Source organism: Bradyrhizobium sp. (assembly GCF_030654605.1).
In the GTDB taxonomy this organism is placed as follows: Bacteria; Pseudomonadota; Alphaproteobacteria; order Rhizobiales; family Xanthobacteraceae; genus Bradyrhizobium.
This window is the reverse complement of record NZ_JAURXB010000273.1, coordinates 12903-28453: the sequence shown is the minus strand read 5'-3', so window position 1 is coordinate 28453 and position 15551 is coordinate 12903. Positions and strand designations below refer to the sequence as shown.

The 15551-nt window shown below is 64.6% G+C and carries 14 protein-coding genes and 1 pseudogene; 4 read left to right on the top strand and 11 right to left on the bottom strand.

Annotated features, from left to right (window positions below):
* Positions 1–32: 32 nt before the first annotated feature.
* Positions 33–758: a DNA repair protein RadC gene (gene radC / locus Q7U29_RS25090; RefSeq protein ID WP_304745877.1), complete on the bottom strand. Its 726-nt coding sequence runs from the start codon at positions 756–758 to the stop codon at positions 33–35.
* Positions 759–885: 127 nt separating this feature from the next.
* Positions 886–1845, bottom strand: coding sequence for an MBL fold metallo-hydrolase (locus Q7U29_RS25085; protein WP_304745875.1), 960 nt, complete (start codon positions 1843–1845; stop codon positions 886–888).
* 199 nt (positions 1846–2044) lie between these two features.
* Between Q7U29_RS25085 and Q7U29_RS25080 the strand changes: the two genes are divergently transcribed.
* Positions 2045–3022 (top strand): alpha/beta hydrolase, encoded by a 978-nt coding sequence (locus tag Q7U29_RS25080; RefSeq protein ID WP_304745873.1) that lies wholly within the window; start codon positions 2045–2047, stop codon positions 3020–3022.
* 33 nt (positions 3023–3055) lie between these two features.
* Here the strand turns inward: Q7U29_RS25080 and Q7U29_RS25075 are convergent, their stop codons facing one another.
* The 4 genes from Q7U29_RS25075 to Q7U29_RS25060 form a co-directional block, all read right to left on the bottom strand.
* Complete coding sequence (locus tag Q7U29_RS25075) at positions 3056–3706, bottom strand: DJ-1/PfpI family protein (protein WP_304745871.1); 651 nt, start codon at positions 3704–3706, stop codon at positions 3056–3058.
* A gap of 64 nt (positions 3707–3770) precedes the next feature.
* Positions 3771–5615, bottom strand: coding sequence for a multicopper oxidase family protein (locus Q7U29_RS25070; RefSeq protein ID WP_304745953.1), 1845 nt, complete (start codon positions 5613–5615; stop codon positions 3771–3773).
* A 372-nt stretch (positions 5616–5987) separates the two neighbouring features.
* On the bottom strand, positions 5988–6812 hold the full coding sequence (map, locus tag Q7U29_RS25065; RefSeq protein WP_304745869.1) for a type I methionyl aminopeptidase: 825 nt from the start codon (positions 6810–6812) through the stop codon (positions 5988–5990).
* A gap of 133 nt (positions 6813–6945) precedes the next feature.
* A complete protein-coding gene (locus Q7U29_RS25060; RefSeq protein WP_370691825.1) occupies positions 6946–8265 on the bottom strand; it encodes a mechanosensitive ion channel family protein in 1320 nt (439 codons plus the stop codon).
* A 264-nt stretch (positions 8266–8529) separates the two neighbouring features.
* Between Q7U29_RS25060 and Q7U29_RS25055 the strand changes: the two genes are divergently transcribed.
* Entirely contained in the window at positions 8530–10326 is a 1797-nt protein-coding gene (locus Q7U29_RS25055; RefSeq protein WP_304745865.1) for a potassium/proton antiporter, read from the top strand.
* Between the two features lie 153 nt (positions 10327–10479).
* Here Q7U29_RS25055 and Q7U29_RS25050 read toward each other — a convergent pair whose 3' ends face one another.
* The gene (locus tag Q7U29_RS25050) at positions 10480–11079 is read right to left on the bottom strand and encodes an N-acetyltransferase (protein WP_304745863.1); all 600 of its coding nucleotides are present in this window, start codon (positions 11077–11079) and stop codon (positions 10480–10482) included.
* A gap of 20 nt (positions 11080–11099) precedes the next feature.
* On the opposite strand from Q7U29_RS25050, the pseudogene Q7U29_RS27740 reads away from it, so the two are divergent.
* Together Q7U29_RS27740 and Q7U29_RS25040 are read left to right on the top strand one after the other, a co-directional pair.
* Positions 11100–11564, top strand: a pseudogene (locus Q7U29_RS27740) (GNAT family N-acetyltransferase); the annotation flags it as partial.
* A gap of 12 nt (positions 11565–11576) precedes the next feature.
* Positions 11577–12032, top strand: a complete 456-nt coding sequence (locus Q7U29_RS25040; protein WP_304745952.1) for a GFA family protein — start codon at positions 11577–11579, stop codon at positions 12030–12032.
* An 86-nt stretch (positions 12033–12118) separates the two neighbouring features.
* Here Q7U29_RS25040 and modC read toward each other — a convergent pair whose 3' ends face one another.
* The 4 genes from modC to mepA all read right to left on the bottom strand — a co-directional run bounded on the left by modC (position 12119) and on the right by mepA (position 15397).
* Positions 12119–12787, bottom strand: a complete 669-nt coding sequence (gene modC, locus Q7U29_RS25035) for a molybdenum ABC transporter ATP-binding protein (protein ID WP_304745861.1) — start codon at positions 12785–12787, stop codon at positions 12119–12121.
* 2 nt (positions 12788–12789) lie between these two features.
* Positions 12790–13485, bottom strand: a complete 696-nt coding sequence (gene modB / locus Q7U29_RS25030; protein ID WP_304745860.1) for a molybdate ABC transporter permease subunit — start codon at positions 13483–13485, stop codon at positions 12790–12792.
* Between the two features lie 2 nt (positions 13486–13487).
* Positions 13488–14273, bottom strand: a complete 786-nt coding sequence (modA, locus tag Q7U29_RS25025; RefSeq protein ID WP_304745858.1) for a molybdate ABC transporter substrate-binding protein — start codon at positions 14271–14273, stop codon at positions 13488–13490.
* Between the two features lie 176 nt (positions 14274–14449).
* Positions 14450–15397 carry a penicillin-insensitive murein endopeptidase gene (gene mepA / locus Q7U29_RS25020; protein ID WP_304745856.1) on the bottom strand — a complete coding sequence of 316 codons (948 nt, stop codon included), beginning with the start codon at positions 15395–15397 and terminating at the stop codon, positions 14450–14452.
* Positions 15398–15551: the final 154 nt, after the last annotated feature.

The following is a 15551-nucleotide window of genomic DNA, read 5'->3' as shown; positions in this document are numbered from 1 at the left end:
AGCAAGCCGCTTCGCTGTCTCGATGTCACCTCTCAAATCAACCGCATCCCCTTCAGGCTCGCGTGCCCGTTCTTGCCGACGATGATGTGATCGTGCACGGAAATGCCGAGCGGGCTGGCGATGTCGACGATCGCCTTTGTCATCTGGATATCCGCACTCGACGGCGTCGGGTCGCCGGAGGGGTGGTTGTGAACCAGGATCAGCGCGGTGGCCGACAGTTCCAGCGCGCGTTTGATCACTTCGCGCGGATAGACCGGGGTGTGGTCGACCGTGCCGGTCTGCTGTACTTCGTCAGCGATCAACTGGTTGCGCTTGTCGAGGAACAGGATGCGAAACTGCTCCTTGTCGGCGAACGCCATGCCGGTGCGGCAATAGCCGATCACGTCGTTCCAGGACGACAGCGCGATGCTGCGCTTGATCTCGCCTTTTGCAATACGTTGGGCGGCGGCGGCGAGCAGCTTGAGCTGGGTGACCGACGCATCCTTGACCCCGTCCACTTCGCGCAGCCGTGCTTCCGGAGCATGCACCACTTCTGCGAACGAACCGAATTTCTTCAAGAGCGCCTTGGCCAGCGGCTTGGTATCGCGCCGCGGCAATGCCGGAAACAGCGCCATCTCCAGCAGTTCGTAGTCGCTCAACGCATCCGGTCCGGCGCTGTAAAAACGCTCGCGCAGCCGCTCCCGATGGCCATGGTAATGCGGCGTCTCGGCGGGCTGGTCCTTGTCCATGTCCTGGGTCTTGCTGGTCTTGCCTGGCATCGGACCAAGCATGCCGTGTGGGCCGGGTTTTGCAACTCTGAAGTGCCGGGCAGCCGCCGATTCTGACCAGCAAAAAGGCGCCGTGCGGGCACGGCGCCTTTGATGCTTTCAAATCGGCCGGGCAGCGTCACGCCTTGACGGCGGCGAACGCATAGCCGTTGCCGTCTTTCGACAGCGTGCCGACATTGGGGAAGCCGAAATGATAGCCGGCGATCATGCCCTTTTCGGCGATCACGCGATCGAAGAAGGCGCGGCGGGTGGCCTCCGCCTTCGGACCGTCGGCATCGAACATCGAGAACCAGCCGGGGTTTTTCACAAACAGCTGGTGGATGCCGGTGACATCGCCCTGGATGAACAGCTGCTGCCCGCCCGATGCCACCAGGAACGACATGTGCCCGACGGTATGGCCCGGAGTCGCAATGGCGCGCACGCCGGGAGCGACCTCGGCGCCATCGGCGTATTGTTTGATGTTCTTCCAGGTCGGGAAGGTCGACTGAATACGCCGCACATTGCCGCGCGCCGCCTCCGGAAGTTTCTCCACCAGCGCCGGGTCGGTCCAGAACCTGTATTCGACCTCCGGCATCAGGATTTCCGCGTTCGGGAACACCTGGGCGTTGGTCTCCTTCACCCACAGGCCCGAGATGTGATCGGGATGGAAATGCGAGATCACGACCGTGGAGACGGTGGCGGGATCGAGGCCGGCCGCCTTCATGTTGCCGGCGAGTTTGCCCACGGTGGGCGGGCCGTTGCCGCCGAAGCCGGTGTCGAACAGCACGACCTTGCCGCCGGTCCTGATCGCGGTCATCGTGAACGGGTTGTCGAACTTGTCCGGTCCGATCCCGCCGGCGGTCAGGGCCTTCTTGACTTCGTCGAGCGAGGCGTTCTTGACGAAGCCGTCATTGAGAACGCGCTCGATGGTCCCGTCATGCAGGCTGAAGACCTCGATATCGCCGACCTTGTATTTGAGGCTGTCGGCGGCGCGCTGTGCCTGCGCCGCGCCGATAAACGATACCGGTCCCTTGAGTCCGAAAACCAGTGCTGCCCCGGCGCTTCCGAGAACCAGATCGCGACGCGAAATTTCGAACATGCCACCTCCCTTGATTGTTGTCCCTTGCGCATCGGAGCCTCTGTGATGGAGGGACGATGTCCTGATAGTCTACCCCGGGCTGTGCGGGCTATTCCCGTTGCGATTCAATCTCAATCAGAGGCATGTTGCCGCAGCCTGCCGAAGAAGCTGCGGTCCATTCGGCCGGCGCTTCGCCTCGGCGCGAACCAGGGAAGTCCAGATGGATAAATCCGCCGCGACATCTATCGTCGCCGAAGAAATCATGATCGCCAGCGATACGCTCGGGATCGAGTTGTTCGTCCGCAACAAGCGCCGGGCTGATCTCGCGACTTTCACTTCCGAAAAGACCGTCCTGTTCGTTGCCGGATCGACCTATCCCGCGTCGACATCGTTCGATCTTGCGCTGGCGGGGGTGTCGTGGATGGATCATCTCGCCGGCGGCGGGTATGACGTCTACCTCGTCGACATCAGGGGCTACGGCAACTCGACGCGGCCGCCGGAGATGGCGATGCCGGCGGCGGACAACGCGCCGATCGTCCGCACCGAGGTAGCGGTCCGCGACATCGCGACCACGGTCGCCTTCATCCGGTCGCGGCGCGGCGTGGGCAAGCTCAATTTGATCGGCTGGTCGTGGGGCACCACCCAGATGGCGAGCTACACCGCCGACCACAACGCCGCCGTCAACAAGCTCGTACTGCTGGCGCCGCAATGGACCCGGGAAACGCCGAGCCTCGCCGACCCCGGCGGCGCCATCGGCGCCTATCGGATCGTCGAGCGGGCGGCCACCAAAACGCGCTGGCTCAATGGCGTTCCCGAAGGCAAGAAAGCCGAAGTGCTGCCGGAGGCGTGGTTCGAAGCCTGGGCCGATGCCACGTTTGCGAGCGGTCAATCGGGTCCGGGTCCGGCGCAGTTGATGGCGCCCAACGGAACGATCCAGGACGCGCGCGAATACTGGGCCGCCGGCAAGCCGCTGTATGATCCGAACCGCCTTACCGTTCCGGTGCTGATCGTCCACGCGGAATGGGATCGCGACTGCCCGCTCGAGATGTCGCGTGCCGTGTTTGAGAGGCTGACATCCGCGCCTTACCGGCGCTGGGTGGAGATCGGCGAAGGCACCCATTCGGTCTTCCTGGAGAAAAACCGCTGGCAGGTCTTCGACGCGGTGGATGGCTTCCTCGGCGAGCAACCGGGGACCTGACACGAACAGGCCCGGCCTCTTGTGCGGTTGCACTTACACCGCCGCCTGTTGCGGATAGAAGATCGGCGTCTGGGGATTCCGATGCCAGTCATATTCGGCGGCGCTCACCGCGTTTTCCGCAACCGCCCGGCCGGCCATTCTCGAGACGAGATGGAAGCCGAGATCGGTCCCGGCCGAGACGCCCGCAGAAGTCACGTATTTTCCCGCATCGACCCAGCGCGATACGTTGTCCCACAGCGCCTGCGGCCCGTGGCTCGCCACCCAGCCGAACGCGCCATGATTGGTGGTGGCTGGAAGCCCGTCGAGAAATCCGCATTTCGCGAGAACCGCAGCACCGGTGCAGACCGACGCCATGATGCGCACCTTGCCGTCCATCGCGCGCATCCATTCGAGCAGGGCCGCGACCCCGGTCGGATCCGCCCTGTCGTCGAGCAGCGGCCAGGTGCCGCCGCCGCCGGGCACCATCAGCAGATCGAGCGGCTCCCGCCGCGCCCGGTCGAAATCCCAGTCCGGCGCCACCGAGGGGCCGTTGATGCTTTTGACATTTGCCATGGTCCTGCCGATCAACGCGATTTCGAACGGATAGGGCGGCGGCGACGCGTAGCCGGTGCCGAGAAAGCGTGCGATCGAAAAGGCCTCGAGGAAGCCCCAGACGTCGATCGGCTCGAATCGATCGTAGACCAAGATGCCGATCCGCTGGGTCCGGGGGAATGTGGACGGGCCTGCCATCGGATGCGTCCTGTCTGGATCAGTGATGGGAGGCGGCGACGCCGCCGCGTCCGTCGGGAATGGCAATCCGGATGTTTTGCATCATGCCCTGGTCTTCGTGATCGAGAATGTGGCAGTGGAGCACGAAGTCGCCGATGTAACGCTCGTACCGCGTGCGGATGACGACGGTGTATTGGCCCCTTGGCCCCGCCGCAAAATTCTTCACGAGCAGGGTGTCCTTCCACACGCCCTTCAGTCCGGGATATTGCGGATCGATCACCGGGTTGCCGCTGCTGTCCCTGGCGAAATTATCCACCGCGCCGGGGGCGCTGACATCGGTCGTGCCGTCAGGGGCAATGATCTTGACGACCTGGAACGGGTTGACGTGGATGTGGAAGGGGTGACTGGCGAGATTCGATCTCAGCGTCCACTCATCGACGCCGCCCAGCTTCAGGGTGCGATCGATCCGGTTGCCGTCGTAGGGCTGGCCGTCGATCTCGAAGAACACCTCGTTGATCTGCGAGACGTCGATGTTGAAGGTGAGGGTCTGCGTTCCCGTGAACTCATTGATGTCGGGGTGCGGGATGAAGCTCGTAAGCTTCAGGCCGTCGGAAATTTCCGCCGTCACCCTGGTGCGGACGTCCTGCGGCATGTTCGCCGCGGCGGCGGCCAGAAGCTGGGTCTTGAGATAATCCGTGAGATCGCCGGTTACCGCGGAGCCACCGACGCGAACGGTGCCGAGCAGCTGCGTCGGCCGCAGGTTCTGGTTGATGTTGCCGCCGGACGTCGAGGCATTGTCGAGGACGCAGTAGTCGCCAGGCTCCGGAAACACGACCAGCGCATCCCAGCGATAGCCGGGCTGGAGCACCGCGACCTGTGTCCGCGTGGCCGCCGCCATGGTCAGGCCGTCGGCGGCAACCAGATGATATGGCACCGGCGCTCCCGTGCAATTCGTATCGACAAAGGCTTGCGCTGCGGCGGTGCGCAGGCCGGCGGGCTCGGCTGCGCCCGGCGCGCGCTTGCGGAACTGCAGCGCAATGCTGTCGCGCACGCCGCCGTGGACCATGCGCCAGCGCTCGACCTTGCCGGCCTCGGCTCCCTGCAGGCGTCCGAGCACCGCGCCATTGATACTGGTGAAACGGCCCGAATTGGGCCAGGTGCCCGGGCCGAACTGGTCATAGTCCTCGACGCCGCCGACATCGCCCGGATCGCACTTGTAGGTGTTGTCCGGGTTGCGCTTGATGCTGCCATCCGCGTTGCGGCAGGCATATTGAATTTGCTGGAACACCAGCACGCGTTCCGTAAAGGGCTGGCCGCTGATCGGCTTCAGCAAGGTGTCGATGTCGCCATTCGCCGACGGCGTCGGCGGACGCGTGCCGCGCACGACCAGCGCGCCCGCCATGCCGCTCGATACCTGCAGCGCGGTCGAGCCGTGCCGGTGCGAGTGATACCAGAAGGTTCCCGCAGGATGATCCGGCGGGATGTTGTACTCATACTGGAACTGGATGCCCGGATTGACCGATATCAGCACGTTGTCGCTGTTGCCGCTCGGATTGATCCAGAGCCCGTGGGTGTGCAGGTTGGTGCCGTTGAAGCAATGCGGAACGTTGGCGCTGCCGCCGCGGACCGGGCAGGTCGAATCGGCCGGCAGTTCGTTGTGCTGGGTCATGCGTACAGTCTGCCCCGGATAGACCTCGATCTGGGGCCCGACGAAGGGCGCGCCCGGATTGACCCCTCTGCCCTGATAGCTGCGCAGCTTGACCTTGTCCTGGCGGTTCGTGGTCGGATTCCACAGCTGCGATTCCGTGTATTTGACGATCAGGTCGTAGACGATGTCGCGCAGCTCGGGTGCGGGCGCAGCGGCTCTGGGCGCCACGTTCATCATCGTCTGCAATCGCCCGGCCGGCGCACGCGGCTGCAGCACGGAGGGGTTGACGATTTCGGGAGGGCCTTGAGCCAGGGCGGGCGCTGGAATGGCTCCGGTCGCGGCCAGCAAGACAGCACCAAGAAGCAGGTTCGGGCGCATCGCTACCTCCTCGTCAAGGCCAGTCATCCTGACCAGGATAGCGGCTCGTTGCAAGGGTGGTGTGACAAAATGCTCGTTTAAATTGTTTCGCGGTTCGATCGATCGAGCAGCCGAAATCTGCAACCAGATGGCTCGGGAGCGCCAGCACTGACGATCGGAGATCAGGGGATCGCTTGCTTTTCGTCATGGCCGGGCTTGTCCCGGGCATGACGAGTCTCAGTGTGGATCAGGTCAGGACGCGACCGGCGGCTTCTCGCCATGGCGCTGCGACAGCGTGAAGATCTCGACGCCGGTTGAGGTGACGCCGACCGAATGCTCGAACTGCGCCGACAGCGAACGGTCGCGCGTCACGGCGGTCCAGCCGTCGGACAGGATCTTCACATGCGGCTTGCCGAGATTGATCATCGGCTCGATGGTGAAGAACATGCCGGGCTTCAGCGTCACGCCCTCGCCGGGCCGGCCGACATGGATGATGTTGGGCTCGTCGTGGAACATGCGCCCCAAACCATGGCCGCAGAAGTCGCGCACCACGCTCATGCCCTGCGGCTCGACAAAGCTCTGGATGGCATGGCCGATGTCGCCGGTGGTGGCGCCCGGCTTCACCGCGGCGATGCCGCGCATCATCGCTTCATAGGTCACTTCGATCAGCCGCTCGGCCTTGCGGGCGATCGCGCCGATCGCATACATCCGGCTGGAATCGCCGTACCAGCCGTCGACGATGAAGGTGACGTCGACATTGACGATGTCGGCTTCCTTCAGCGGCCGGTCGCCCGGCATGCCGTGGCAGACCACATGGTTGATCGAGGTGCAGGTCGAATAGCGGTAGCCGCGGTACATCAGCGTGGCGGGATAGGCGCCATGGCTGAAGGCGAAGGCGCGGACGAATTCGTCGATCTCGGAGGTCGGCACTCCCGCCTTGACGATGTCAGTGAGCTCATCGAGGCATTTCGCCACCAGCGCGCCGGCCTTGCGCATGCCTGCGAATCCGCTCTGCCCATGCAGCTTGATCTGTCCGGTTTTGCGCAAGGAGGTATCTGTTGCTTCGATATAGCTCATGGGCGGATCGCGTCTTGGCGGGGGGTGATTTGAAGGCCTAATTTAGTGATCGGGGCGCGCAGTAGCAAGCCAGGGTTGGTGCGATACGGGCGGAACTACCGTCCTATACGGGAATGCGCTGCCGGCCGCAAATTCATCCGTTCGGCACCTCTACCGTGGTCTCGACCGGCAGCGCACCGCCGCGGATGCGGATTTCGCGCACCGGATAGGGCACCTTGATACCCTCGCGCTTGAAGGCGTCCCACAGCGACAGCATCACCTCGCTCTTCACATTGTCCATGCCGTCGGGGTCGGCGATCCAGAAGGTCAGGGAGAACTTCATCCCGGCTTCGGCGAATTCGGTCAGGATGCAGTTCGGCGGCTTGCTCTTGATGGCGCGCGGGGCGGCGGAGGCGATCTCGATCGCCAGTTTGCAGACCAGCCGCGGATCGGCGTCGTAATTGGTGCCGAAACCGATCTTCACCAGCGTATTCTTGTCGGTGTAGGTCCAGTTGGTGACCATCTTGGTCACCAGATCCTCGTTGGGGATCAGGTATTCGCGGCCGTCGCCGGCGGCGACCGAGATATAGCGGGTCTTCATCGCGCTGATCCGTCCCGAGCTGTCGCCGATGGTGACGAGATCGCCCGGCTTCACCGATTTGTCGGCCAGCAGGATGATGCCCGAGATGAAGTTGGCGACGATCTTCTGCAGGCCGATACCGATACCGACGCCGACCGCGCCGGAGAACACCGCCAGCGCCGAGAGGTTGATGCCGACCGCGCTGAGGGCGATCGCGACCGCGACCACCATCAGCCCCATCCGGATCATCTTGACCAGCAGCACCTGGATCGACGGCGTCAGGTCGGCGGAGCGGTTGATGCGGCCTTCGACGAAGTTGCTGGCGATGCTGGTCAGCCACAGCGCCAGCATCAGCAGCGCGCCGAGCTTGATCAGCAACAGCGGTGTCAGCCTGAGGTCGCCGAGCACGATCGAAACGGAGTCCAGCACCTCGATGGCCGGCTGCAACTGGCCGAGGATGCTCAGGGCCGCCACCAGCCACGCCGACAGCGACACCAGCCGGACGATGAAGGCGTTGCGGATCACCGAGGTGACGAGCGAAATGATCAGCCACGCAAAGGCCAGATTGGCGGCGACGGCCAGCAGATAGGAGCGGCTCGGCCAGGTCGAGGTCAGCATGATCACGCGCGCCAGCGTCATCAGCACCGCGAACACGGCGGTCGACGCGCTGCCGACCAGCACGCGCAGGAACAGCCGGAATGGCGCCGGCCAGCCCATCGCAAGCGAGCTGACATCGACCTTGGAACGGACCGCCGCACCGGCGGCGAAGGCAATGCCGGCGGCGGCCAGGATCAGCCCCAGCTGCAGATAGAACCAGGGCGAGGTCACCTCCGCGCCGACCGAACGCGCCGCGGCGAGCAGGAATTCGGTGATGTCATTCAGGTCCATCGTCAGGATCTCATCGCAGGCAAGGTCATCGGGGGGCCATCGGGCAAACTTGATTCGAATAGCCGGCAGATTCACACAATGGCGGCATTGGCGCCATCGATACGACACCCGGGCTGCCGTGAGTTAGGCCGTTAAATCGGGCACTTTGCCGTTGGGCCGAGAAATGGGTTGGCGTCGAAGTGTGGCGGCGATAAGGATGCAAGTGCAAGTATTCTCGAAATCATTCTCAAAACTATTCTCGAAAGTATTTGCAATGATTTCCGGAGGTTCATGGCTTCTCTCGACGCGGTCAGCATAGCAATTCTTCTCGGCGCTGTTCTTGTCATGGCCGGCATTCTGTCGAGCCTGCTCGCGCTGCGCTTCGGCGCCCCGTTATTGCTGGTATTCCTGTTCATCGGCATGCTGGCCGGCGACTCCGGCCCCGGTCAGCTGCGGTTCGACGACGTCCGCACCACCTATCTGGTGGGGTCGGTGGCGCTGGCCCTGATCCTGTTCGATGGCGGCTTGAGGACCCGGTTTCAGAGTATTCGGGCGGTACTGGCGCCGTCGATGGTGCTGGCGACGGTCGGTGTGCTGGTGACCGCGCTGATCACAGCGCCGGTCGCCAGATATGCGCTCGACCTGAACTGGACCGAGGCGCTGCTGGTGGGCGCCGTGGTGGCATCGACCGATGCCGCCGCGGTGTTTCTGCTGGTGCATGCGCAGGGCTTGCGCCTGCGTCCCCGCGTCGGCGCGACGCTGGAGGTCGAATCCGGCACCAACGATCCGATCGCGGTGTTTCTGACGCTGGTGCTGGTCGAATTCATCACGATCGGCGAAGGCTCGGCCTGGCAGATCGCGCTGCAATTTACCCGTGAGGCGGTGCTCGGCGGCATCGTCGGCGTGGTCGGCGGCCGTCTCGTGGTGCTGGCGCTGAACCGGGTGGCGCTGCCGCAGGGCCTGCACGCGCCCTTTGTCGCCACCGCCGCACTGGTGATCTTCGGCACCGCGCAAGTCTCGCACGCGTCGGGGTTTCTCGCGGTCTATCTCGCCGGCATCATCATCGGCAACCGGCCGACCCGTGCCCACAACTCGGTCGTAACCTTCCTCGATGCCGCAACCTGGCTGGCGCAGATCGTGATGTTTGTGCTGCTCGGCCTGCTGGTCTCGCCGCAACGGCTGGTGAGCAGCATCGCTCCGGCCGTGGTCGTGGCGGTGGTGCTGATGCTGGTGGCCCGCCCGGTCGCGGTGTTTCTCTGCCTGGCGCCGTTCCGCTTCAACTGGCGGGAAAAGCTCTTCATTGCCTGGACCGGCCTGCGCGGCGCGGTCGCGATCTTCCTGGCCTCGATCCCGATGCTGGTCGGGCTGTCCAAGGCCTATCTCTATTTCGATGTCGCCTTCGTCGTCGTCATCATCTCGCTGCTGCTGCAGGGCTGGACGCTGGGACCCGCGGCACGAAAGCTCCACGTCGCGCTGCCACGTGCCGATCGCGGCCCGCGCCGCGTCGAACTCGATCTGCCCGGCCAGCTCGAGCAGCAGCTGGTCGGCTATTCCGTCCGTCCGAAGAGTCTGTATTTCCGGCGCGGCCTCATTCCATCCTGGTCGAAGCCGACGCTGGTGATCCGCGACCAGAAAATCCTGTCGCCCGCCGAGGCCGATCCGGTCGCGCCCGGAGATTACATCTATCTGCTGGCGCCGCCGGAAAAGGCCGAGGCGCTGGACCGGTTCTTCGTCGACATGGCGCCGAGCTCGGCGCCCGATCCGCATCTGCTCGGCGACTTCATGGTGTCGGGGGAGCACACGTTGGGCGAGCTTGCCGAAATCTATGGCGTGTCGGTGGATGAGGAGCAGGGGAAACTGACGCTGGCGGATTATTTCGACATCCACCTCGATCACGCGCCGAAGGAAGGCGCGGAGCTCGTTCTCGACCCCATCGTTCTGGTGGCGCGCAGCATCGGCGGCGGCCGGGTCAATGTCGTCGGCCTGCGGCTGCCGGAAGAGGAGGAGGAAGATGCCGCGCCGTCGACGGGACTGGCGCGCTTCAAGCGCAAGCTGTCGGAGGTATGGTCGCAGGCGGCGGGGGTTTGAGCCGCTTTACTTCTCCCCTCCCCGCCACGCGCAAGGGCGCGTGGAGGGAGGGGAGAAGAGGTGACGCGCGCCCAAAGGGGCGGGATCCTCGGCAAGCCGGTTCACGCGCCGCCCGTCGTCGAGATTCTGCCCGATATTATTTGCGTCAAGCGGTCATGCCGCGGGCAGCACCGCCTTGCTCATCAGGATACTGCCGCCATTGTGCGGCAGCCTCGGGTGCGGCGGAATCTCGGCGACGCTGACCTGGACGAAGCGCCGGGCCTTGTAGAAATTCACGGCGGAGACATTGTCCGCCCATACGTGCAGGCTCAAGCGGTCGTAACCGGCTTCCCTCGTCCGGGCTTCGGCCCAATCGAGCAGTCTTGCACCGATGCCGGAACCACGGTGCGCATCGCCAACGGCGAGGCTGTTCAGGAACATGCTGCCCCAGTCCTGAAGCTCCAGCATCGGCCGGACGTGATTATGGCGCTCGGAGCCAAGCAGCACGTAATTGTCTTCCTTCAGCATATCGGCGGGAAAGGCGTTCGCGACGGCGACGATCTCGCTGCCGAGGGCGGCAACGCAACAATTGCGGTAGGAAACCGGATAGCGTTCGCCGCCGATGCCGGCCGACAACAGATCGACGGCGGTCACGAACGGGATCAAGTCGTCGAACAGGAATTCGTAGACGCCGCCACCGGCGATGCACATGTAGCGTGCCAGCTCGCCGCTCTCGTCGGAACGAGCCATGCGGTAGGTGATCTGGTCCGACATTCCCGTGAATCCTTCAGCCCATGTCTTGCGTGGAAGTTCTTGCGAGGAAGTTCTTGCGTGGAAGTCGGATCAATCGTCGCAGGAGTTCTTGTGCTCCGGGGAGCCGCTCCGTCTTGACGCAGATCAATGGCCGGGCGGCGATCCCCGGCGCAGTTCTGATGCAACAGGGCATCTGCAATGATATAAGAGGGGAAAATCGTCAACACCCGGTGCCGAAACAGGGAGTGCGCATGGCCGAGAATTTTCACGACAACGAGGAACGCCAGCGCTTCGAACTCGATGTCGAGGGCCACATCGCCTTCCTCACCTGGCGCAAATCACCGGGCGCGATCACGCTGGTCCATACCGAGGTGCCGCCGGAGCTGGGCGGACGGGGAATTGGCTCGAAGCTCGGGCGCGCCACGCTCGACGCGGTGCGGGCGCAGGGGCGGCTTCTCTCCGTCGAATGCGACTTCATCCGGTCGTACATCGGCAAGCATCCAGAATACCGCGACCTGCTGGCGCCCGGGGAGGAAGGCCAACAGGAAGCCGCCGTCCACAAGGCTGGCTGCTTTTGCGGTGCCGTGGAGGTCGAGGTGACGGGCAAGCCCACCTTCGAAGGCTATTGTCACTGCAGTGACTGCCAGGCCTGGTCCGCCGCGCCGATCAACGCCTTCAGCCTGTGGCCTTCGGGCAGCGTGCGGATCACCAGGGGCGAAGCCGATATCGGCACCTTCCACAAGACCGAAAATTCCTACCGCAAGTTCTGCAAGATCTGCGGCGGGCATCTCATGACCGAGCATCCGCGCATGCGGCTGATCGACGTCTATGCCAATCTGCTGCGGGATTTCACGCATCAGCCGACGCTGCACGCCAATTACGGAAGCAAGATGGTTTCGGTGAAGGACGGGTTGCCGAAGTTTCGCGATCTTCCCGCCGAACTCGGCGGCTCCGGCGAGACGTTGCCGGATTAGAGCGATTTCCACCTCCGACCCCTCCTCACCGCTTCGCGGGAGGAGGGGAGAAGAAGCGCAGCTGGCTCGGGCGATTAAAGCGTTCTCTACGTCCCCGGCAGCACCTCGGTGCCCCCGAACGCAACCACGCGCCCGCGCCGGAGCATCACCACCTGCGTCGCCAGCTGGCGCATTTCGCCGGCGTCGTGGCTGACATAGACCATCGGCACATTGGCCTCGTCGCGCAGCCGCACCAGATAGGGCAGGATCTCCACCTTGCGCTCCTCGTCCAGCGATCCCATGGGCTCGTCGAGCAGCAGCAGCCGCGGCTGCGCCAGTAGCGCGCGCCCCAGCGCCACGCGCTGACGCTCGCCGCCGGACAGCCGGCCGGGGCGGCGGTCGAGCAGGCCGCCGATATCCAGCAGATCGGTGACGCGGGCCTCGAGGGCGGGATCCTCGGCCAGCCGGTTCATGCGCCGCCCGTAGTCGAGATTCTGCCGGATATCGAGATGCGGAAACAGCCGCGCGTCCTGGAACACATAGCCGATGCGGCGGCGATGCGGCGGAATGTGAAGTCCCGCCGCGGTATCGTCGAGCACCTCGCCATCGATGGCGATGATGCCGCGGTCCGGCCGCAGCAAGCCGGCGATCATGTTGATCAGCGAGGTCTTGCCGGCGCCGGAGGCGCCGAACAACCCGGTCACGCGTCCCTCGTTGGCGAAGCAAGCCTCGATGGAAAATTCGCCGAGTTGTCTCGAAACCTCAACGCGCAGCATGATCAATTCCCGTGCAGGCGTTTGGTGGCGCGCCGGGCGAACCATTCGGAGCCGACCAATGCGGCAAGCGCGATGACGATCGATACCACCACCAGTCGCAGCGCCGCGGTGTCGCCGTCGGGCGTCTGGATCAGCGAATAGATCGCCGAGGAAATGGTCTGGGTTTCGCCCGGGATGTTGGACACGAAGGTGATGGTGGCGCCGAATTCGCCGATCGCCTTGGCAAAGCCGAGCACCATGCCGGCCAGCACGCCCGGCAGCGCCAGCGGCAGCGTGATGGTGAGGAACACCCGCCATGGCGGGGCGCCCAGGGTGCCCGCCGCCTGCTCCAGCCTGCGATCGACCGCTTCGATCGACAGCCGGATCGGCCGCACCAGCAGCGGAAACGCCATGATGCCGCAGGCCAGCGCCGCCCCGGTCCAGCGAAACGCGAACACGATGCCGAAATGATCCGCGAGCCAGCCGCCGACCAGTCCGCGCCGGCCGAACGTCAGCAGCAGCAGATAACCGGTCACGACCGGCGGCAGCACCAGCGGCAGATGCACCAGCGCGTCGAGCACCGATTTGCCCCAGAACTCACGTCGCGCCAGCAGCCATGCCAGCGCGATGCCGAGCGGCGTCGCCACCAGCGTCGCCACCGCGGCGACCCGCAGCGAAAGCAGGATCGCCGTCCATTCCGTTGGCGAGATCTCGAACACGCTCAGGTCGTCGGGCTGACGAGAAAGACAAAACCATATTTCTCGAAGATGGTCTTGGCCGCCGACGAGCGCAGAAAAGTCAGATAGGCCGCGGCTTCCGGCTTGGCGGTCGCGGTCGCTGCCACGGGATAGATGATGGCGGGGTGGGAGTCGGCCGGGAAGGTGCCGACGATCCTGACGCCGGGTTCAATCTTCGCGTCGGTCGAATAGACGATCCCGAGCGGCGCCTCGCCGCGTGCCACCAGCGCCAGTGCCGCGCGCACACTCTCCGCCATGGCGAATTTGGGCTCCGCCGCGTGCCAGGCGCCGAGCTTTTCCAGCGCCGCCCTGGCGTATTTGCCTGATGGCACCGCTTTCACGTCGCCGGTGGCGATCCTGCCGTCGCCGGCGAGTTTGGCGAGATCGAAGCCCGGTCCGATGGCTACCTTGTCGAGTTTGGAATCCTTTGGTGCGATCAGCACGAGGCTGTTGCCGAGCAGATTGACCCGCGTCGGCTCGCTGATGGTCTTTTTCGCGATCGCATGGTCCATCCAGTCGGTGTCGGCGGAGGCAAATAAGTCGGCGGGCGCGCCCTGTTCGATCTGCTTCGCCAGTGCCGAACTGGCGGCGTAGCTGGCGACGATCCTGACGCCTGACTTTGCGGTATAGGCGGCGCCGATGTCGTCGAGCGCGTTTTTCATCGAGGCTGCGGCAAACACCGTCAGGCTCTTGTCTTGCGCAATGGCGGGGGTGTGGTTCGATCCGAGCAGAATCGAGAGGGCGACGAAATAGCCGGCAAGACGATGCATCAGGGCGCTCCATGCGTGGCGCGTTTTTGTGCGCGCAACTCAGGCGTAGGTTTCGGTGAAATGCGACAGGCGGAAGCGCCGTTCCGGCAATCCGGCGGACTTACGATCCGTCCGGACATCGCTGGCGAAGCTTACAGCATTGCCGGGGCGGCGCAAAGGGCCCGCGATATCAACCTCTATTGCCTGGCGTCCGGCGCGGCCAGCACCGCCTTGCAGGCGGCCGGCAATTGCGCCAGCGTCATCGGCGGCCGCGGCTTCGGCGGCTCTTTCGGCGGCTTCGGATGAAGCACGGAATCCTTGAACCAGAAGGCGAGGTCGCCGGCGCTGCAGCCCTCGCTCTCGGTCGGCTCCGGCTGGCTCTCGCATTCGCCGCTGCCCGGCGGGCATTTGATGCGGATGTGAAAGTGATAGTCGTGGCCATACATCGGCCGCACCTTGTGCAGCCAGCTGCGGTCGCCCTTGGCTTCGCGGCACAACGCCTTCTTGATCGCAGCGTTGACGAAGATGCGCTGCACGCTCGGCTCCTGGGCCGCGGCGCGGATCACGCCGAGATGGGTCGGCTTCCAGTTGTGTGGATCGATGTCGAGCCGGTCGGAGCGTACCATCATGACCGCGGAGGTTTCCTCGCGCTCTTCGCGCGACAATCGCCGGTTCGGCATCGGCGTCAGCCAGATGTCGGCATCGAGGCCGGCTTGATGGCTGGCGTGTCCGGTCAACATCGGGCCGCCGCGCGGCTGCGACATGTCGCCGACCAGGATTCCCGGCCAGCCGGCGTCCTTGCGCGCCCTGGCCGCCAGCCGCGTCACCAGCGCCACCAGGTCGGGATGTCCCCAGTAGCGATTGCGCGACAGCCGCATCACCTGCCAGCTCTCGCCATTGATCGGCAGCGCTACCGCGCCCGCGATGCAGCCCCTGGCGTAGAAGCCGACCACGCGCGTCGGCATCGCCGCCGGCAGCAGCTTGCGGCCGAACAGCTCCTTGGCGCCGAGCCTGGGATCGTTGGGATTGGCCAGCGGCGGCAACGGCTTTGGATTGACGCTGCCCTTGTCCTGCGCCAGCGCCATGGTGGCGCCGGCCAAGGTTGCGGATATCAGCAGGAGGGTGAGGATCAGGCGAGGGTTCATCGGTTCACTCTGGTAGGCAAGCCTAGCACGAAACCGGCAACCGGCGAAAAGCCGCGCCGGACGCCAGGACACAGTTTTCGTCACCGTTTTCGCATCGCCTTTCGCAGCGGTTTGAGCGAAAGCGCGGGCGGCGGGTTAAGATTAACCCGCGATG

Coding starts and splice junctions, on each gene's coding strand:
- Q7U29_RS25070 (WP_304745953.1), bottom strand. CDS start 5,615: ATGATGAACGTGGCGCCCAGAGCCGCTGCGCCCGCACCCGAGCTGCGC.
- Q7U29_RS25055 (WP_304745865.1), top strand. CDS start 8,530: ATGGCTTCTCTCGACGCGGTCAGCATAGCAATTCTTCTCGGCGCTGTT.
- Q7U29_RS25080 (WP_304745873.1), top strand. CDS start 2,045: ATGGATAAATCCGCCGCGACATCTATCGTCGCCGAAGAAATCATGATC.
- Q7U29_RS25050 (WP_304745863.1), bottom strand. CDS start 11,079: ATGTCGGACCAGATCACCTACCGCATGGCTCGTTCCGACGAGAGCGGC.
- mepA (WP_304745856.1), bottom strand. CDS start 15,397: ATGAACCCTCGCCTGATCCTCACCCTCCTGCTGATATCCGCAACCTTG.
- radC (WP_304745877.1), bottom strand. CDS start 758: ATGCCAGGCAAGACCAGCAAGACCCAGGACATGGACAAGGACCAGCCC.
- Q7U29_RS25085 (WP_304745875.1), bottom strand. CDS start 1,845: ATGTTCGAAATTTCGCGTCGCGATCTGGTTCTCGGAAGCGCCGGGGCA.
- modC (WP_304745861.1), bottom strand. CDS start 12,787: ATGCTGCGCGTTGAGGTTTCGAGACAACTCGGCGAATTTTCCATCGAG.
- modA (WP_304745858.1), bottom strand. CDS start 14,273: ATGCATCGTCTTGCCGGCTATTTCGTCGCCCTCTCGATTCTGCTCGGA.
- map (WP_304745869.1), bottom strand. CDS start 6,812: ATGAGCTATATCGAAGCAACAGATACCTCCTTGCGCAAAACCGGACAG.